15 protein-coding genes are annotated in these 18,615 nt (G+C 56.5%); 12 read left to right on the forward strand and 3 right to left on the reverse strand.

All coding sequences use genetic code 11. From position 1 onward, the window contains the following. The first annotated feature begins 46 nt into the window (after nucleotides 1-46). From rnc to acpS, 5 genes are all read left to right on the forward strand, one after another. Nucleotides 47-739: a ribonuclease III gene (gene rnc, locus ACU6TU_RS06530; protein WP_447143751.1), complete on the forward strand. Its 693-nt coding sequence runs from the start codon at nucleotides 47-49 to the stop codon at nucleotides 737-739. Beyond that, nucleotides 736-1,635: a GTPase Era gene (era, locus tag ACU6TU_RS06535; RefSeq protein ID WP_447143752.1), complete on the forward strand. Its 900-nt coding sequence runs from the start codon at nucleotides 736-738 to the stop codon at nucleotides 1,633-1,635. The genes rnc and era overlap by 4 nt, the downstream gene beginning before the upstream one ends. A 7-nt stretch (nucleotides 1,636-1,642) precedes the next feature. Continuing rightward, nucleotides 1,643-2,362 (forward strand): DNA repair protein RecO, encoded by a 720-nt coding sequence (recO, locus tag ACU6TU_RS06540; RefSeq protein ID WP_447143753.1) that lies wholly within the window; start codon nucleotides 1,643-1,645, stop codon nucleotides 2,360-2,362. An 84-nt stretch (nucleotides 2,363-2,446) separates the two neighbouring features. After that, a complete protein-coding gene (gene pdxJ / locus ACU6TU_RS06545; protein ID WP_447143754.1) occupies nucleotides 2,447-3,256 on the forward strand; it encodes a pyridoxine 5'-phosphate synthase in 810 nt (269 codons plus the stop codon). Next, nucleotides 3,256-3,633: a holo-ACP synthase gene (acpS, locus tag ACU6TU_RS06550; RefSeq protein WP_447143755.1), complete on the forward strand. Its 378-nt coding sequence runs from the start codon at nucleotides 3,256-3,258 to the stop codon at nucleotides 3,631-3,633. Before pdxJ ends, acpS begins: the two co-directional genes overlap by 1 nt. A 48-nt stretch (nucleotides 3,634-3,681) precedes the next feature. On the opposite strand, the gene ACU6TU_RS06555 is transcribed toward acpS, so the two are convergent. After that, nucleotides 3,682-6,384 carry an ATP-binding protein gene (locus ACU6TU_RS06555; protein ID WP_447143756.1) on the reverse strand — a complete coding sequence of 901 codons (2,703 nt, stop codon included), beginning with the start codon at nucleotides 6,382-6,384 and terminating at the stop codon, nucleotides 3,682-3,684. A 91-nt stretch (nucleotides 6,385-6,475) separates the two neighbouring features. Between ACU6TU_RS06555 and cysM the strand changes: the two genes are divergently transcribed. The 7 genes from cysM to rluF all read left to right on the forward strand — a co-directional run bounded on the left by cysM (nucleotide 6,476) and on the right by rluF (nucleotide 16,461). Then, nucleotides 6,476-7,372 (forward strand): cysteine synthase CysM, encoded by an 897-nt coding sequence (cysM, locus tag ACU6TU_RS06560; RefSeq protein ID WP_447143757.1) that lies wholly within the window; start codon nucleotides 6,476-6,478, stop codon nucleotides 7,370-7,372. Further along, nucleotides 7,372-8,805 carry a 23S rRNA (uracil(1939)-C(5))-methyltransferase RlmD gene (gene rlmD, locus ACU6TU_RS06565; RefSeq protein ID WP_447143758.1) on the forward strand — a complete coding sequence of 478 codons (1,434 nt, stop codon included), beginning with the start codon at nucleotides 7,372-7,374 and terminating at the stop codon, nucleotides 8,803-8,805. The genes cysM and rlmD overlap by 1 nt, the downstream gene beginning before the upstream one ends. Before the next feature lie 76 nt (nucleotides 8,806-8,881). Next, nucleotides 8,882-11,146 carry a GTP diphosphokinase gene (relA, locus tag ACU6TU_RS06570; protein ID WP_447143759.1) on the forward strand — a complete coding sequence of 755 codons (2,265 nt, stop codon included), beginning with the start codon at nucleotides 8,882-8,884 and terminating at the stop codon, nucleotides 11,144-11,146. 11 nt (nucleotides 11,147-11,157) lie between these two features. Then, nucleotides 11,158-11,994, forward strand: coding sequence for a nucleoside triphosphate pyrophosphohydrolase (gene mazG / locus ACU6TU_RS06575; RefSeq protein ID WP_447143760.1), 837 nt, complete (start codon nucleotides 11,158-11,160; stop codon nucleotides 11,992-11,994). 47 nt (nucleotides 11,995-12,041) lie between these two features. Continuing rightward, nucleotides 12,042-14,690: a phosphoenolpyruvate carboxylase gene (gene ppc, locus ACU6TU_RS06580; protein ID WP_447143761.1), complete on the forward strand. Its 2,649-nt coding sequence runs from the start codon at nucleotides 12,042-12,044 to the stop codon at nucleotides 14,688-14,690. A gap of 87 nt (nucleotides 14,691-14,777) precedes the next feature. Beyond that, complete coding sequence (locus ACU6TU_RS06585; RefSeq protein ID WP_447143762.1) at nucleotides 14,778-15,323, forward strand: DUF924 family protein; 546 nt, start codon at nucleotides 14,778-14,780, stop codon at nucleotides 15,321-15,323. A gap of 55 nt (nucleotides 15,324-15,378) precedes the next feature. Then, a complete protein-coding gene (rluF, locus tag ACU6TU_RS06590) occupies nucleotides 15,379-16,461 on the forward strand; it encodes a 23S rRNA pseudouridine(2604) synthase RluF (RefSeq protein ID WP_447143763.1) in 1,083 nt (360 codons plus the stop codon). Between the two features lie 74 nt (nucleotides 16,462-16,535). Here rluF and ACU6TU_RS06595 read toward each other — a convergent pair whose 3' ends face one another. Then, nucleotides 16,536-17,195, reverse strand: a complete 660-nt coding sequence (locus ACU6TU_RS06595) for an anthranilate synthase component II (RefSeq protein ID WP_447143764.1) — start codon at nucleotides 17,193-17,195, stop codon at nucleotides 16,536-16,538. Beyond that, entirely contained in the window at nucleotides 17,192-18,613 is a 1,422-nt protein-coding gene (locus ACU6TU_RS06600) for an anthranilate synthase component I family protein (protein ID WP_447143765.1), read from the reverse strand. Before ACU6TU_RS06600 ends, ACU6TU_RS06595 begins: the two co-directional genes overlap by 4 nt. Between the last annotated feature and the right edge of the window lie 2 nt (nucleotides 18,614-18,615).

Below are 18,615 nucleotides of genomic sequence, written 5' to 3' on the forward strand. Positions count from 1 at the left end.
GGCTAAGTGTGTTCCCTTTGATAACCGTCAATGACGTAGGAGCCCTGTGAGTAATCCCTTGAACGCTTTTTGCCGACGAATAGGCCACGAGTTCAACGACAGTGGCTTATTGGAACTGGCCATGACACATCGCAGCTACGGTGGCCGTAATAACGAGCGCCTGGAATTTCTGGGTGACTCGATCGTCAATTTTGTTATTGCTGAAGCGCTGTTTGAACGCTTTCCCCAGGCACGTGAAGGTCAGCTTTCACGGTTAAGGGCCCGTTTGGTCAAAGGCCAGACGCTGGCTGAACTGGCACGTGAGATGGCGTTTGGAGAGTGCTTGCGATTAGGCTCCGGTGAGATGAAAAGCGGCGGCCATCGTCGCGAATCGATTCTTGCCGATGCCGTTGAAGCTATCATTGGCGCGATTTATCTGGATGCAGGGATGGACGCTGTGCGCGAACGCGTCATGGCCTGGTATCACCAGCGCCTGGAAAGCATTTCCCTGCAGGATACCCAGAAAGACCCGAAAACACGCCTGCAGGAATTTTTGCAGTCTCGTCAGGCAGCGCTGCCGCGCTATGAGGTTGTGTCCGTAAAGGGCGAAGCCCACGCACAAACGTTTACAGTGGAGTGTCATATCGATCTTCTTGAGCAACATACCGTCGGCAAAGGGCCGAGCCGCCGCCACGCTGAACAGCAGGCTGCCGCCGAAGCCCTGAGTTTTCTAGAACCCTCCGGAGACGATACCCAATGAGCCAGACCTGTGGATTTGTGGCCATTGTTGGGCGCCCCAACGTGGGTAAGTCAACATTGATGAACCGTATTCTGGGCCAGAAAGTCTCGATTACTTCACGTCGTCCGCAGACAACGCGGCATCAGGTCATGGGTATCAAAACCGATGGTGACGCCCAGTTTGTTTACGTGGATACACCGGGCATGCACATCATGTCCAAGGATCGCAACAAGGCGATCAATCACTTCATGAACCAGGCTGCCACTCAGGCGCTGCGTGATGTGGACTGTGTGGTATTTATTATTGATCGCACCCGCTGGAGCGACGAAGACCAGGCGGTGCTGAAGCGTCTTGAACATGTTCAAGCGCCGATCATTCTGGCGGTCAACAAGGTTGATCGTCTGCAGGATAAAGCCTCGCTGCTGCCCTGGCTGTCGGACGTTGGCGCACGGCGTGAATTTGCCGCCATTGTTCCGATCTCAGCCAAGCACGGTACCCAGGTGGATACCCTGGAAACGGAAGTGGCCAAGCACCTGCCGGAAAGCGTACATTTCTTCCCGGAAGATCAGATCACTGATAAAAGCCTGCGCTTCATGGCGGCAGAGCTGGTTCGCGAAAAAATCATGCGGCAGTTAGGCGATGAACTGCCTTATCAGGTCACCGTCGAGATTGAAGAGTTTCGTGAAACCGAGCGTGTCACCCATATCAGTGCTCTGATTCTGGTCGAGCGCCAGGGGCAGAAAGTCATTCTGATTGGCGACAACGGTGAGCGGATCAAGAATATTGGTCGTGAGGCGCGTCTGGATATTGAGCGTGTGCTCGATACCAAGGTCATGCTCAACCTGTGGGTCAAGGTGAAACGCGGTTGGTCAGACGATGAGCGGGCACTGAAGAGCCTCGGCTACGACCTCGATTGAGGGTCGTATGACTCCAGAGCCGGCGTTTTTACTTCATCGTCGTCCTTATCGTGAAACCAGTGCCCTGGTCGATCTGCTCACCCTTAATCACGGCCGAATACGGGCCGTGGCACGCGGTGTTCATCGCCCAACGACCAAGGCGCGCCAGCGGTTGCAGCCCTTCACGCCGCTGTTTATTACCTGGCGGGGTGAACGTGAGCTGAAAACCCTGGTGGTCATGGAGTCACGTGGACATACGGCGCTACTGGCAGGGGAAGGGTTACTGTGCGGGCTTTATGCCAATGAAATAGCTACCCGCCTGCTGCCGCTTGAAGTTCCCGGTAACGACGTTTTTGCCTTTTACACCGCACTTCTGGAGGCGCTGCCGTTGCCCGCCGAGCGTGCTCTGGCATTGCGTCGTTATGAATGGTCGCTGCTCGATGTGCTGGATGCCACGCCACGTTTTACGACGCCCCAGGGAGGCTCGCTGGATGTCCATCAACGCTACCGCTTCGAGGCGGCTAGCCGATGTTTTATCGCCGCGGAACGTGGGCTGGAAGGGCGCACCCTGCGACATATTGAGCAGGGTGACTGGGATCAGCCCGCACTGGCGCAAGCGCTCAAGATGGTGATGCGCGCAGCGCTGGCGCCCTTACTTGGGACCCAGGAGTTACGCTCACGGCGCTTGATGCTGGATCTGGCCCGTCGTCGGCAGCGGCCTTCTGTACCTGGCTCCACCCGCGATTAATATTGAACGTCGTTGCTGGCTGTATCACGCAACGTTGATCCCTTATTATCTATTTATCTACCTATCTATCTGGCTGGAGGCGTTATGCATCCCCCGCGTATTTTACTTGGCGTCAATATCGATCATATTGCGACCCTGCGGCAGGCCCGTGGCACGCGTTACCCAGACCCTGTCCAGGCAGCATTGCAGGCAGAAGAAGCGGGTGCTGATGGAATTACCGTACACCTGCGTGAAGACCGCCGACATATTCAGCCGCGTGATGTCCGGTTGTTGGCCGAGGTGCTGAATACCCGTATGAATCTGGAAATGGCCGTCACGGAAGAAATGCTGGCGTTAGCCGAAGAGGTTCGGCCAGCCCACGTATGTCTGGTGCCGGAAAAGCGCGAAGAACTGACTACCGAGGGAGGGCTTGATGTGGTCGGTGGTTTTTCAGCCATCCAGGCGGCATGTCAGCGTTTGGCTGCCGTCGGCTGCGATGTTTCGCTGTTTATTGACCCTGACGCTGAACAGATTGATGCCGCGGTGCGTGCCGGTGCGCCGACCATCGAGTTACACACCGGAGCGTTTGCTGAAGCCGCCATCGGTAGCCAGGCTGCCGAGGCGGAATATCAGCGTCTGACTCAGGCGGCCCATCTGGCCAATGAAGCGGGGTTGGTGGTGAATGCCGGGCATGGCCTGAACTATCACAATGCGGAGATTATCGCTGCCATTCCGGGCATCAATGAACTCAATATTGGTCACGCCATTATAGCGCGTGCCCTGTTCGTGGGCCTCAAAGAAGCGGTCAGCGACATGAAGCGTCTGATTATTGCCGGTCAGGAAGCGGGTTTGATGGCTGCGCTGGATGCGCATGACCACGACCATGATGACTCTCACGCCTGCTGTGGGCACTAATGATCGTCGGGATCGGCTCTGATATTACTCGCGTCGCTCGCTTTGAGCATGCTATTGCACGCCATGGCGAGCGTTTTGCCAAACGTGTGCTGGGGCCTGATGAACTCACCTTTTTTGCGCGCCATGCGCAACCGACTGGCTATCTGGCCAAACGTTTTGCCGCGAAGGAAGCGTTTGTGAAAGCCCTGGGTTCGGGGCTACGTCACGGTTTGCAATGGCGTGATATTCAGGTGTTAAACGACGATCTGGGTAAACCGTATCTGCTACTTGACGGCGCTGCCAGAACGCAGGCAGATGGGCTGGGTGTCAACGCCATGCATATCAGCCTGAGCGATGAAGCCGATTATGCCCTGGCGTTTGTCATTCTGGAGCGCTGACACCGAACTCCTTATTAATAGCAGCGGCTGGCACGCCTGGGGCGGCGCTTAATACTGGCTGCTTTCCAGGCGTGAGCGTTCGGCGCACAAGCGCCTGATTGACGCATACAGGTCGTTCAACAATGGCTTTGCGTCTTCCATACCGCCGGTACGAATCAGGGTTTCCAGCGTTTCTACCAGCAACGCCAGTTCAGGCGCGCCACAATAACGGCTGCTACCATTGAGATGATGAACCGCTTCCAGCAGCGCTTGTTCATCCTGTCGGGCTACTGCGCGGGTAATCGCCGTTTCGGTGGTGTCCAGCGTATCAATCAGCTGGAGTAACTGCTGGCAGGCTCTCGCTTCGTCGCTGTTGATCAGCTTGGCTCCCAGTTCCAGGTCAACAATTGGCAGCGTATTCTGCGGGTGCAGGGGCGGGTGTCTTGGCGCTTCAACTGGAAGGCCGATGCCTAGAAAACGCTGCATCAGTTGCTCAAGTTGCTGCTCATTCACCGGTTTGATCAGCACATCGTCCATACCTTCATTAAGCCACTGCTGGCGCTCCTGATTCAGCGCGTGGGCAGTTACCGCCACAATCGGGCATGAGGCCCACAGCCCCCCAAGACGGCGGATAGCCTGCATGGTCTGAATGCCGTCCATTTCCGGCATGCGGATATCCATCAGCACCATGTCAAAGGGCTGGCTGGCCTCTCTGGCCAGTGCCAACGCGACATGCCCGCTGTCAGCCGCTGTTACCTGTATGGCATCCTGGTGCAGCATTGCCTGCAGCAGCTCGCGGTTAGATGTGTTGTCATCAACCACAAGAACATGGCGTTGTTGAGTCTGCGCATCATCTGTCTTCTTGATGGGCAGCGCTGAGGTGGGAACAATAGAGTGAGTAATCAGTTGCTGTCGGATGGCGGCCGCCAGGGCATCGCGACCTACTGGTTTGCACAGTAGCTGGCCGCCCCTGGGCATATGAAAAGCCGTTGCTTCAATGTCCTGACTGTTGGCCAGCACCAAAGACGGGCAGGGGGCCGATTGAATAATGGCCTGGAGTTTCTCGCAATAGGAAGAATGGCATTCCTCCAATGACACGCCAATGATCAGTAACTGACATTCCGCCAGTGAGGTGAGCGGCATGACCTGACCGCCCCAGCGTTGAATCAGGTGCTCAAGCATGAAGCGCGTTGGCGTGTGGCTTTCCTGCAGGCAGATGGCAGGCTGCGAAAGCATCAGCTCACGCGGACGCGGCTTTGCATTGTTGGCATGCATGCTGAGGGTGAAAGAAAATGTCGTTCCTTGTCCTGGCGTACTTTCCACGCTGATATCACCGCCCATGCGCTGAATCAGTTGGCGGCAGATGGAAAGCCCCAGGCCGCTACCGCCGAACTCGCGGCTGTGGCTGGGTTCTGCCTGAGAAAATAAGCCAAAAACCTGTTGCTGCTGTTCTTCGCTCAAGCCAATGCCGGTGTCGCTGACGTTGATACGCAGCACCGTGTGGTGAGCTTCGTGTAACGGTTCTGCGGTCTCGTCAAGCATGACACGAATGATGACATCGCCCTGCTGGGTGAACTTCACGGCATTGCCCACCAGGTTATTGAGTACCTGATGGATTCTTAGCGGGTCGCCCTGCAAGGGAGTGGGAACATCGTCATACACCATGCCGATCAGTTGTAACTGCTTACGCTGGGCTTCGGGTGCATGCAGACCCACGACTTCGTCGACCAGCTTGACCATATCCACATTGGCAGTTTCAAGCGTCAGCTGGTTGGCTTCCAGCTTTGAGAAATCCAGCACATCGTTCACCAGCATCAAAAGGTTGTCGCAGGCACGGTGAACATGCTGCAACCACTCCTGCTGACGCTCTTCAAGCCTGGACCGCCCCAGCAAGCGGCAGAAACCGATAATACCGTTTAACGGGGTGCGGATTTCATGGCTCATATTGGCCAGAAACTCGGATTTCACCGTGTTGGCTCGCACAGCGCTGCGGTGCGCCATATCCAGCTTGATATTCTGCTCTTCGATGGTTTCCATGGACTCCTGCAGCTCGCTGGTGGCCTGCTCGATCTGCACCTGCATTTCGTGTTGAGCCAGCTGCATGGTATCGGCCAGGGTATTGATGTTATCGACGAGCTGGCGATGTTCCTGCGTCTTCGCTGGCGACAGCATAAAGCGGTAATCACCATGTGAAAGGCGGTAAAGCGCCTGGTTGGCTTCTTCCAGAGGGCGAGTCACGAAGCGGCTGATGGCAAAAGCGATAAGAAACAGTGTCAACCCGAGAAGCATGCCACCCAGACTGAAAATCGCGATCCAGCGGTAATACTCCAGGCGTAATAAGTGAGTATCCAGTTCCGCTTCGACCCAGCCAGCAGAAGCATTGGAGGCAAGCGCAGGCAGTGCGGTGGCCAGCCGCCAGACCTGTGCCTGGTCATCAAGCTGAAAGGCGTGTTCGGGGGGTGTTGCCCGGCTATCCAGTGGCGAACGGCCCAGCGATATCAAGCGGTTTCCGTTACTGTCATGCAGAGTTAACGAACGCAGGCCCATCTGTTCAAACCACCGCTGGGTCAGCTGTTCGATGGCGTCTGCATCGGTTTCCTGCAGCGCCCGTGCCAGAGGAAGGGCAACCACTTCGCCGCTGTTTTGCAGGCGTTGGGCCAGCAGGTCATATGCTTTTTTATCGTTATGAATAACAAACAGACACGCCATGATGGCATAAACAATCAGCGGAATGCCCATCAATGCAACAAGAACTCGGGTATTCAAAGACATGAAAAGCGCTCAGTAATTCAGTGTGGTTACCTGTCCAGCCCAGGCTTGCACCGATATAATGCCGTATAACGGCCAAGATAAGGAATGCACGATGGATTATCCCACGCTAGAAGATGTGGTTGGCAATACGCCACTAGTGCGAATGAAGCGTATCACGGCAGGGCGTAATAATACGTTGCTGGCCAAGCTTGAAGGTAACAACCCGGCGGGTTCTGTCAAGGACCGCCCGGCGCTGTCGATGCTGGTGGAAGCAGAAGCGCGCGGCGATATTAAACCGGGCGATACGCTGATTGAAGCCACGTCCGGAAATACCGGTATCGCCTTGGCCATGGCGGCCGCGATCAAAGGTTACACCATGGTATTGGTGATGCCTGAAAACGCCTCTGCCGAGCGTAAGCAGGCCATGGCCGCCTATGGTGCCAAACTGATTTCCGCCTCCAAGGAAGGCGGTATGGAAGAAGCCCGGGATATCGCGGATGCAATGATTTCCCGTGGGGAAGGCAAACCGCTGGATCAGTTTGCCAACCCTGATAACCCGCTGGCCCATTACCGCACCACCGGCCCGGAAATCTGGCAGCAGACCGCCGGTAAAGTGACCCACTTCATCAGTTCCATGGGAACGACCGGCACCATCATGGGGGTTTCCCGCTTCCTCAAAGAGCAAAACCCCGATATTCAGATTGTCGGCCTGCAGCCGGCCGATGGTGCCAGTATTCCGGGTATCCGGCGCTGGCCTGAAGCCTACCTGCCGAGTATTTTTGAACCGCCAAGAGTCGATGTCACCCTGGATATCGGCCAGCAGGAGGCCGAAGCGCACATGCGCCGGCTGGCGCGCGAAGAAGGCATACTGGCAGGCGTTTCCTCCGGCGGATGCCTGGCTGGTGCGTTGCGCATTGCCGAGCAGCATGACAACGCAGTGATCGCCTTTATCGTGTGTGACCGGGGCGACCGCTATCTTTCCACCGGCCTCTTTGCGCCGGATCTGTAATGGCGATGCTCGGTAAGCGTCGTCCAGCCAGACCTGAATCGGGAAAATCAGGTCTGGCGCGTCAGGAAAAAACATCGCCCAGGACGTCATCCCATGGCGATGATCATCGGTTAACGATAGAACGACTTGCCCACGATGGCCGTGGCGTTGCCCACTGGTCCAATGGCAAGGCGGTCTTTGTTGATCAGGCGTTGCCAGGTGAGTCGGTTGACGTCGCGGTGCACCGCAACCGTAAACGCTTCGATGAAGCCCATGTGCGTGAACGTTTTGTTGATTCGCCCGACCGGGTCGTACCGGTGTGCGCACACTTTGACCGCTGTGGCGGCTGTGATCTGCAGCACATGGCGATTGACGCCCAGCGCGAACATAAACGTCATGTCGTGAGTGAGTTGTTGGCTCGCCAGGGGCTTGATTGGCCCGGCGACATTGACACCATTGCGACCGATCAAACGGCCTACCGTCGGCGTGCCCGTCTGGGCGTCAATATGGACCGTGACGGCAAGGTGCTGATGGGGTTTCGCGCCCAGCGTAGCCATCGTCTGGTCGATATCGAACAGTGCAGCGTGCTGGTGCCGGCTTTGCAGGCACTGCTGACACCCTTGCGGGCGCTGTTGAATACGCTCAAGTCGCCACGCGACGTGGGTCATATCGAGCTGCTGGCCACGGCGAGTCAATGCGTCGTTGTGGTTCGCCAGTTGACACCGCCGCCTGCTGATGTTCAGCGTTGGCAGGCGTTTGCTGATCAACAGGGCATTGCCCTGGCCATGATGACCGGTCGGGATAGTACCCAGGCGCAACGCTCCGGGCTGCACTGGTATGGTGCAGAGCCTGTGCTGGAAGATACGCTAGCCTTGCCTGATGCAGACCCCTTGGCGCTGTCATTTGCGATGGGTGATTTCATTCAGGTTAATTCAGCGGTCAATCAACAGATGGTGGCACGGGTCATTGACTGGCTGGCGCCTGCTAAAAATGAACAAATACTGGACTTGTTTGCCGGTATCGGTAACTTTAGTTTACCAATGGCAGCGCTGGGGGCGAAGGTGCATGCAGTTGAGGGCAATATCGCCATGGTGGCACGTATTGCCGCTAATGCGCGTCGCCACGCGCTGCCAGTGAGTGGTCAACAAGCAGATTTGAATACGCCTGACAGCATCAATGTCTTACTGGCGGACATTCGTCCAGATGCCGTGATTCTTGACCCGCCACGTAGCGGGGCGGAAGTGGTTTGCCAGGCACTTGGGCGCTTGGCCGCCAAGGGGGAGAATGGTGAACGGGCGCCAAGGGTGGCGTATGTTTCCTGTGATCCTGCCACCCTGGCGCGCGATGCGGCACACCTTGTGCATGGTGGTTATCGCATCACGCAGATCGCTGTCGCTGATATGTTTGTGCACACGGCTCATATGGAAACCCTGATGCTGCTCGAGCCGACGTAGTCGCCAGGGTTAAGTGAGGCTCAATGCAAGGCACCGTTGTACGCGACGGTGGCCCGAATAAAGGTGAGTAAACCCCATGGTCAAAGTCCGTGAAGACCAGCCGCTTACCGTAAGCGGTAAGGTAGATGTCCAGCAATGGTTGGCACGTCTGCAAGAGGACGTGCGGCTGCGCAACCCTGACCGTTTGGCACAGGCCTGCGAATGGGCACAGTGTCTGGAGCAAGAAGCGCCGGATAGTCATCGTGTGCGCTCAGAACCCGGTTCCAGCTTCCGAATGGGATTGGAAATGGCCGATATTCTGGGTGAGTTAAAGCTGGATCAGACGGCGCTGGAAGCCGCGGTTCTGTATCGCTCGGTGCGTGAAGGCCTGATTAGCCTGGCGTCTGTCGAGAAGCGCTTCGGTTCCGAAGTGGCGGGGCTGATTGATGGCGTTCTACAGATGGCTGCGATCAGCCAGCCGCACATGCCACATAACAGCATGAACCAGCATAACCAGCAGGAAAACCTGCGCAAGATGCTGGTTAATATGGTGGATGACGTGCGGGTGGCGTTGATCAAGATTGCCGAACGTACCTGTGCGCTGCGCCAGGTCAAGGATGCACCGCTTGAGAAATGCTTGCAGGTGGCAAGAGAGGTGTCGGATATTTACGCGCCCCTGGCTCATCGGCTGGGGATTGGGCAGATCAAGTGGGAGCTTGAGGACCTGGCGTTTCGCTACCTGCATGAGGACGACTATAAAACCATTGCCAGGCTGCTGGCTGAAAGGCGTCTTGACCGTGACCGCTACATCAACGAAGTCATGGACACGCTCAAGCAATTGATGGAAGCCCAGCATATCCATCAATACGACGTCAGCGGTCGCGCCAAGCACATCTATTCGATTTGGCGCAAAATGCAGCGCAAAAAAATCGATTTTTCTCAGGTGCACGATATTCGCGCGGTGCGGATTCTGGTGCCGGAAGTGACTGACTGCTACACCGTGCTGGGGATCGTGCATTCGCGCTGGCACCATGTGCCCAACGAATTCGATGACTACATTGCCAACCCCAAAAAAAATGGCTATCAGTCGCTGCATACGGCGGTTTTTGGCCCGGAAAGCAAAGTGCTGGAAATTCAGATCCGCACCTTTGCGATGCATGATGAAGCCGAGCTTGGGGTATGTGCTCACTGGCGTTACAAAGGTCACGATACCAGTGCCAAAAGCCGCAGCTACGACGAGAAAATCACCTGGCTGCGACAGGTGCTGGAATGGCAGGATGAAGTGGGGGATTTCAGCGATCTGCGTGAAGGGCTCACCAGCGACGTTGCGCCTGACCGCATTTATGTGTTCACGCCGGATGGCCATGTCATTGACCTGCCGCGTATTGCCACGCCGATTGATTTTGGCTACCGGGTGCATACCGAGATAGGGCACCGTTGCCGGGGGGCTAAAGTGAACGGGCGTATCGTACCGCTCACTTACAAGCTGAAGACCGGGCAGCAGGTGGAAATTCTTACTGCCAGCAAAGGCGGGCCAAGTCGGGACTGGCTCAACCCGAGCCTCGGCTATGTCCGCACGTCACGTGCACGGGCCAAGATTCAGGCCTGGTTCAAGTATCAGGCCCGCGACCAGAATGTCGAAGAAGGGCGTGCGCTGTTCGAGCGTGAAATGCGCCGTCTGGATGTGGAAGGGCTCGACCTCAAACAGCTGGCCAAGGCCGTTAACTATGTCTCGGCGGAAGATATGTACGCGGCGTTGGGGGCGGGTGACCTGCGCATTGGTCAGGTACTGCATCAGGCCCAGCAGCTGTTTGGTGAGCATGACGACCAGGAGCAGCTTGACCGTCTGTTGGCCAAACCCAGACGCCAACCCAGTAATGCCAACAAAAGCGATATTACGGTGCTTGGGGTCGGCAACCTCAAAACCAGCATGGCCAACTGCTGTCGTCCCGTACCGGGCGAGCCGATTGTCGGGTTTATTACCCAGGGGCGTGGCGTCACCGTGCATCGCCAGGACTGCCCGAACATCCTGCAGTTACGCGTTGACGAACCGCAGCGTATTATCGAAGTGGAGTGGGGGGAGCGGGCACACACCCGCTATCCGGTGACCATCGAAATCCAGGCCTGGGATCGCTCCGGGCTGCTGCGTGATGTCACGGGGCTACTGGGTAACGAAAAGGTCAACGTTCTGGCGGTGAATACCTTGACCGATACCGATGAAGGTATTGCCCGCTTGCGTATCACGCTTGAAGTGGATGGGCTTGAGGCACTGGGGCGCCTGTTCTCGCGGATTCAGCAACTGCCCAATGTCACCGAAGTTCGCCGTCTGCGCGATGCTAACCCTGACAAACTGGCTCGCTGAGGAGACGCCTGATGCGTTATCAACTGGAGGATCTGCTGACCCTGATGGCGGTGCTGCGTGACGCGCAGCAGGGCTGCCCCTGGGATATCCGGCAGGACTGGGACAGCATCGTGCCGCATACGCTGGAAGAAGCCTATGAAGTCGCCGATGCCATTGAGCGGCGTGCCTACAGCGAGCTGTCGGGCGAGCTGGGCGACCTGCTGTTTCAGGTTGTGTATTACGCCCAGTTTGGGGCTGAGGAAAAGCGTTTCGATTTTCACGATGTCGTCGACACGCTGACCGCGAAAATGCTCCGCCGCCATCCGCATGTGTTTCCCGATGGCACTCTGGCCTCCCGGCGGCCGCCGGGCGTCAGTGCGGATGAAGTGCAAACCCGCCAGGTCAATTCCCGCTGGGAGGCGCTAAAGGCCAATGAGCGTGCCGAGAGAGCACAGAGCGCTCCCTCGGTGCTTGACGATGTGCCACGGACCTTGCCTGCGCTAAGTCGCGCCGCCAAACTCTCCAAACGCGCCGCCCGCGTGGGGTTTGACTGGCCGGATAGCCGTGGTGTGCTGGATAAAATCCGCGAAGAGCTTGCGGAAGTCGAAGAAGCGCTGGCCGCAGGCAATCAACAGCATGCCCAGGAAGAAGTCGGCGACCTGTTGTTTGCTGTCACCAACCTGGCACGCACCTTGGGCGCTGACCCCGAGCAGTGCCTGCGCACGACCAACACGAAATTTGAGCGCCGCTTTCGCTATGTGGAAGGCGAGCTTGAAGCCGCTGGGCGTTCGCTGACAGACGCCTCGCTGGATGAAATGGAAACCCATTGGCAAGCCGCCAAAGCGCAAGAAAAACAGCTTACTTCTTAACAGCTAACTTTTAACAACTAACGCGATCCCGCAAGGAGGCCTTGCTAATGAGTGATGATCTACACGAATCGTTGCGCGATAACGTACGTATCCTGGGTGATAGCCTGGGCCGCACCATTGCCGACGATTTAGGCCAGTCTTTTGTTGATAAGATCGAAACGATTCGCGCCCATGCCAAGCAGGGGCGACAAGGCGATTCGCTGCAGCAGCGCCAACTGATTGAATATCTGCGCCAATTGCCTGAGCGTGATCTCTTGCCGGTGACCCGCGCATTTAACCAGTTTTTGAACCTTGCCAATATTGCTGAACAGCACTATCGGGCACGTTTCCGCCGCGTGGAAGATTACAAACCCGGCACTCAGCCGGTACTCGGGGAGCTTCTCAACCGTGCGCAGCAGGCAGGCAATTCACCCCGCAAGCTGGTGGAAACGCTGGCCAATATGCGCGTTGAACTGGTGCTGACGGCGCATCCCACAGAAGTCATCCGACGTACCCTGATTCAGAAATATGACGCCATTGATGAGTGCTTGTCGGCCATTGAAGGTTCTGACGATTACCCGGAACGTGGCGCACGCGCTCAAGGGCGTCTGGAAGAGTTGATCAGCCAAGCCTGGCATACCGATGAAATACGCCATGAAAGGCCCACACCGGTAGATGAAGCCAAATGGGGCTTTGCGGTCATCGAAAACTCCTTGTGGCAGGCGGTACCGGATTTTCACCGTGACCTGGATAACCTGCTGCTGGAGACTGCTGGCGAGCGTCTGCCACTGGACGCGGCACCGATTCGCTACGCGTCCTGGATGGGCGGTGACCGCGACGGCAACCCCAATGTGACCGCCCGGGTAACCCGTGAAGTTTTGCTGCTGGGTCGCTGGATGGCGGCGGATCTGTATCTGCGTGACCTTGAACAGCTGAAAACCGAGCTTTCCATGTGGAAAGTCAACAGTGCGTTAAGTGCGGAAGTCGGCGATGTCGCCGAGCCTTATCGCGAATTGCTCAAGCGTCTGCTTGGCAAAATGGAAGCGACCCGTGACTGGGCAAAAGCCGAGCTGGATGGCAACACTTATGATGGCGGGCCGATCATTGAAACCCGCGAACAGCTCTACGCGCCGCTGCTGGCCTGTTATCGCTCACTGTGTGATGTCGGCCTGGACACCATTGCCAATGGCGCACTGCTGGATACGTTGCGCCGGGTGGCGGTCTTTGGCGTGACTCTGGCCAAGCTTGACCTGCGCCAGGAAGCAAGCCGCCATGCGCAGGTCATGGAAGAGCTGACCAGTGCGCTGGGCCTTGGCCACTACCAGGAATGGAGCGAAGCGCAACGCCAGGAATTTCTGCTCGCGGAGCTGGAGTCGCGTCGTCCGCTGATTCCACGGCACTGGGAATGTTCGGCTGAATCCCGCGAAGTGCTGGATACGTTTAACGTCATTGCGAAAGAACAGTCGGAAGCGTTAGGCACCTATATCATTTCCATGGCGGCACAGCCTTCCGATGTACTCACGGTGGCGCTGTTGATGAAAGAAGTCGGCGGGCAGGTAAAACTGCCGATTGCGCCTCTGTTCGAAACCCTCAACGACCTTGACCATGCCGCCGATGCCATTGATCAGCTGATCTCCCTGCCGGGTTACCGGGCACTCACGGACGAATGTCAGGAAGTGATGATTGGCTACTCTGACTCGGCCAAGGATGCCGGGCAGCTGGCGGCTGCCTGGGCCCAGTATCGCGCCCAGGAATCGCTGGTCAATGTGTGTGAAAAACACGGCGTTGATCTGACGCTTTTCCACGGTCGCGGTGGCACCGTTGGCCGTGGGGGCGGCCCGGCACATGCGGCGATCCTTTCCCAGCCGCCAGGCTCGGTGAATGGCAGCTTGCGCGTTACCGAGCAAGGGGAAATGATTCGCTTCAAGTTTGGTCAGCCGGATATCGCCCTGCGTTCGATGGAGATTTACGCCTGTGCCGTGCTGGAAGCCACGCTGTTACCGCCGCCTGCGCCGGAACCGCATTGGCGCGAAGAAATGGATCAGCTCGCCAAAGTTGCGCATAGCGCCTATGTCGGCGTCGTGCGTGAAGATCCGGATTTCGTACCTTACTTCCGCGCAGTTACGCCGGAAGGGGCGCTGGGCCGGTTGCCTCTGGGCTCTCGTCCGACCAAGCGTCGCCAGGACGGGGGCGTCGAAACCCTGCGTGCCATTCCGTGGATTTTTGCCTGGACGCAGATTCGTTTAATGCTGCCTGCCTGGCTAGGCAGCGGCGAAGCATTTTCACGGCGTCTGGAGCAGCCCGGCGGGCGCGAAGTGCTTCAGGAAATGCGCACCCAGTGGCCTTTCTTTGGCACCTATCTCGACATGCTGGAGATGCTGCTGGCCAAAGCCGACGTGGCGATTGCGGCCTACTATGAGCATCGTCTGGTCGACGAGCCTTCATTGAAAGCGCTGGGCAAAAAACTGCGCACGCGTTTTGAGTGCCTGGAAAACGTGGTGCTGGATATCCTCCAGCAAGAGAAACTGCTTGAAAACACACCGCTGATTCGCCAGGCAATTGATGTCCGCAACCCCTACATTGACCCGCTTCATGGCTTGCAGGCAGAGCTTCTGCAGCGTAACCGCGATGCTGATGGCGCGATTAGTGCAGATCTCTCGCGGGCCCTGATGGTGACCATGGCCGGGATTGCCGCAGGCCTGCGTAACACCGGTTAAATACAACGCTATTCGGTTTTGCCGCCACATTTGTGGCGGCATTTTTATCGCTATGCCATAAAAATAGCCATCAAAAAGGGACGTGACATGTCACAGGATGCCCAGGCCGTACTAAAGTTCTGGTTTGATGAATTAACTCCCCCCCAATGGTTTAAAAAAGACCCTGATATGGACCAACAGATCGCAGCGCGTTTTGGTGCTATCCATGCTCAGGCCGCCGCCTGTGAGTGTTATGAATGGCGTCGTACCGCTCAGGGGCGGTTGGCGGAAATCATTGTGCTGGATCAGTTTTCGAGAAATATTTACCGAGACGATGCGCGCGCATTTGCCAGTGACGGGGTGGCCCTGGTGCTGGCTCAGGAAGCGGTTGCCGAAGGTGCGGACCAGACATTATCAGTGACCGAATGTAGCTTTTTATACATGCCCTTTATGCACAGTGAATCTGCTAAAATCCACGCTATCGCCATGCAGCTTTTTAATCAGCTGGGGTTAGAGAACAACCTGAACGTTGAAATCCGCCACAAGGCGATTATCGACCGCTTTGGGCGTTACCCGCATCGCAACGCGGCATTGAAAAGAGCTTCAACGCCTGAAGAAGTCGACTTTCTCACACAGCCCGGCTCGGCGTTTTAAGCGCTTTTAATACCCGGCTTTTGTTCATTCATTCCACCTATGCCCATGGCGTTTTATGTCATTACGAAAATCGACCCGGATCAATAAGTACATCAGCGAAAGCGGTCTGTGCTCCCGTCGGGAGGCTGACCGCTTTGTGGAGCAAGGCAATGTCTGGATTAACGGACGCCGTGCAACGACAGGCGATCAGGTGGTGGCGGGCGACAGGGTCAAGGTCAATGGCCAGGAGATTGAGCCTCAGGAAGACGACGATCTCATTCTGATTGCCCTTAACAAGCCGGTGGGTATTGTCAGCACGACGGAATCCTCGGAAAAAGACAATATCGTCGACTTTGTGCAACATGCGGTGCGCATCTTTCCCATTGGGCGGCTGGATAAAGACTCCCAGGGGCTGATCTTTCTGACCAACAATGGCGACCTGGTTAACAAGATTCTGCGCGCCAATAATAACCACGAGAAAGAGTATGCGGTGACGGTCAACAAGCCGATTACCGATGAGTTTATTGCCGGGATGCAAAGCGGCGTGCCGATTCTTGGCCAGGTCACCAAAAAGTGCAAAGTGAGCAAAGAATCGACCTTTGTGTTCACGATCACCCTGGTGCAAGGCTTGAATCGCCAGATTCGTCGCATGTGCGAATATTTCGGTTATGAGGTCACTCAGCTGGTTCGCACGCGGATCATGAACGTGTCACTCAAAGGCCTGGCTTTGGGTGACTGGCGGGACTTAACGCCGAAAGAGATTGATACCATCGTCGCCCTGACGGAACGTTCGCAAGCCGTGCCCGATAAAAGCAAGCCCGCCAGGCCCGATTACAACGGCGGTGCCGGTTCCAACAAAGCCAAAAAGCCTTCAGCTGGAAAGGGGCGTCAGCAAGGGGCAAAAGCCGCGGCCAACGGTGCCAGCGCCTCAGGGAAACCTGCGGCCAAAGGCAAAAAAGCCGCCAGTGGAAAAGCACACCCTGGCCCGAAAGGTAACCCGGCTGGCAAGCACTCCCCAAAGGCCAAAGCGGGCAAGCCCGGTGCGAAAGGCAAAGCCGGGGCGAAACCAGTGAGTAAAGGTGGGGTCGGGCGATCAGGCAAGCCCGCCTCAGGTAAGTCTGTCTCAAGTAAGCCCCCGCGCGCCAAAGGAAAGCGTTAAACAGGGGCCGAAAACACGGTTCAAATCATGGTTCAAAAACAGGGGTTAAAAAAACAGGGGTTAAAAAACACAGCTCAGGCAAACAGAAAGTTAGCGATCAGTTCCTTGCCGCCTTCGGTGGCAAAGGACTCCGGGTGAAACTGGATGCCATGAATCGGGTAATCGCGATGCTTGACCCCCATCAGCTCAAATTCCCCTGCGTCCTGCCAATGCTCGCGCTGTTCAAAATGTTTAGTCTCCAGTGCGCCCACCGTGGCCGTGACCTCCAGGCAATCGGGTAAGGTCATGGCGTCGGCAATCAGTGAATGGTAACGCATGACTTCCAGCTGGTCGGGCACGCCATTAAAAACCGAGTGACCGTTATGATTGATCGGGCTGATTTTGCCATGCATGGGTAACGGCGCTTTGACCACCTTGCCGCCAAACACATGCACGATTCCCTGCATACCCAGGCAAACTCCCAGCAGCGGCGTCGTCTTGCCGAGCCTTTCAATTACGTCAGCACAGACGCCAAAATAGCGTGGATCATCCGGGGAGCCCGGGCCGGGGGAGATAATAATACGGTCCGGCGCCATGGCCTCAATGGCCTTAAAATCAATCTGATTATTGCGCTTCACCAGAATCTCGAAATCCGCCAGCCCGCCGCGATTTTTTTGCGTGGTCAGAATCTCACCAATAAACTGATACAGGTTATAGGTAAAAGAATCGTAGTTATCGATGATCAACACCTTCATGCGTGGCGCTCCGTATCCGTATTCATAAAGGGGGCGAGGGCTTTGCGGGTACCGGCAAATTTACGCCGGATTTCTTCGTATTCATCCTCGGCGTTACTATCAAAGACGTTACCGCCGCAGGTTTGCACATAAGCGTTTTCGCCGTTAACAAATACCGTCCGAATGGGAATCGCAAAGGTGCAGTCGCCATTGAATGAAAACTGGCCAACCGCGCCACCGTAAGGGCCACGCCCGTCGGTTTCCAGATCGTCGATAATTTTCATCGCCTCGATCTTGGGGGCGCCAGTCAGGGTGCCCGCCGGAAAATTACTGGCCAGTGAAGTAAACATATCTTCCCCTTCGGCAATAATCCCGACAATCTCGCTGGAGATATGCTGTACGTGGCTGAAACGTTTGATGTCCATCAGGCTGCGCACTTTCACCGTGCCAAACTGCGCCACCCGGCCAATATCATTGCGGTGGAGGTCGACAATCATGTTGTGTTCGGCAATTTCTTTCGGGTCGTTGAGCAGCGCGCGGGCCAGCTGGGTATCTTCCTGCGCTGTCTTGCCGCGTGTGGTCGTGCCTGCCAGCGGAAAGGTTTCCATTTCTCCCTGACGTAACCGGAACAGCAGTTCAGGGCTTGCGCCAATCAGCTTCTGCTCGCCGAACTTGACGTAATACATCTGCGGCGACGGGTTGATGGTGCGTAGCTGGTCGTAAAGGGCCAGGGTATCGCCTTGAATGCGAAAGCGCTTTTTAAAGCCCACTTCGCACTGGAACACCTTACCCTCGATAATGTCCTGCTTCACCTTGCCCACGGCGGCGGCGTGTTCTGCCTGGCTCATGGTGTCGCCAAGGGCGGTGATATGCAGTGGGCCAGAGGGGGCGTCGTCAGCGTCAATCAGCGCCTGAAGGAACGCATAGCGGCTATTATCGTAGTAAAAATAGGTCACTTCCCCGGTCATTTTGTCGAGGATCAACCCATCCTTGTAAAGCCCGAACCGGAAGGTATCGAAGTCGTCACTGGCTTTTAATGTCAAGGAAGGCTCAAAGTATTGCATGGCGTCGTAACCCAGATAGCCACTGAGTCCGCCCGCATATTTGCGTGAAATAATGTTCTGCGGGATCAGGCTGCGCAGCAGTTCATACGGGTTGTCGCTGGGGTAATGATTGGCGTTGCCGTCGCGATCTTCAATGCTTAGCGTCTGGCCATTGGCGTAGAGCGTGTACTCCGGGTCAAAGCCAATAATCGAGTGGCGCGCCATGTGGCTATCTTCGCCCAGTGATTCGAGCATGTAGCAGGTATCAAACTGGCGCTCGATTTTTTGAAACAGGGCAAAGAAATCGCAGTCGGCGGCCAGAGTAACGTAATGAGGTTTGCGCGGCAGCGTAAAAGGCTGCGGGCCCGATGAAGCAGGCATATTGGCTGTCGTCATGG

Source organism: Halomonas sp. LS-001, assembly GCF_052983955.1.

Excerpts from the sequence above, each read along its gene's own strand:
- era (WP_447143752.1), top strand. The coding sequence starts at position 736 with ATGAGCCAGACCTGTGGATTTGTGGCCATTGTTGGGCGCCCCAACGTG.
- recO (WP_447143753.1), top strand. The coding sequence starts at position 1,643 with ATGACTCCAGAGCCGGCGTTTTTACTTCATCGTCGTCCTTATCGTGAA.
- pdxJ (WP_447143754.1), top strand. The coding sequence starts at position 2,447 with ATGCATCCCCCGCGTATTTTACTTGGCGTCAATATCGATCATATTGCG.
- acpS (WP_447143755.1), top strand. The coding sequence starts at position 3,256 with ATGATCGTCGGGATCGGCTCTGATATTACTCGCGTCGCTCGCTTTGAG.
- ACU6TU_RS06555 (WP_447143756.1), bottom strand. The coding sequence starts at position 6,384 with ATGTCTTTGAATACCCGAGTTCTTGTTGCATTGATGGGCATTCCGCTG.
- cysM (WP_447143757.1), top strand. The coding sequence starts at position 6,476 with ATGGATTATCCCACGCTAGAAGATGTGGTTGGCAATACGCCACTAGTG.
- rlmD (WP_447143758.1), top strand. The coding sequence starts at position 7,372 with ATGGCGATGCTCGGTAAGCGTCGTCCAGCCAGACCTGAATCGGGAAAA.
- relA (WP_447143759.1), top strand. The coding sequence starts at position 8,882 with ATGGTCAAAGTCCGTGAAGACCAGCCGCTTACCGTAAGCGGTAAGGTA.
- mazG (WP_447143760.1), top strand. The coding sequence starts at position 11,158 with ATGCGTTATCAACTGGAGGATCTGCTGACCCTGATGGCGGTGCTGCGT.
- ppc (WP_447143761.1), top strand. The coding sequence starts at position 12,042 with ATGAGTGATGATCTACACGAATCGTTGCGCGATAACGTACGTATCCTG.
- ACU6TU_RS06585 (WP_447143762.1), top strand. The coding sequence starts at position 14,778 with ATGTCACAGGATGCCCAGGCCGTACTAAAGTTCTGGTTTGATGAATTA.
- rluF (WP_447143763.1), top strand. The coding sequence starts at position 15,379 with ATGTCATTACGAAAATCGACCCGGATCAATAAGTACATCAGCGAAAGC.
- ACU6TU_RS06595 (WP_447143764.1), bottom strand. The coding sequence starts at position 17,195 with ATGAAGGTGTTGATCATCGATAACTACGATTCTTTTACCTATAACCTG.
- ACU6TU_RS06600 (WP_447143765.1), bottom strand. The coding sequence starts at position 18,613 with ATGACGACAGCCAATATGCCTGCTTCATCGGGCCCGCAGCCTTTTACG.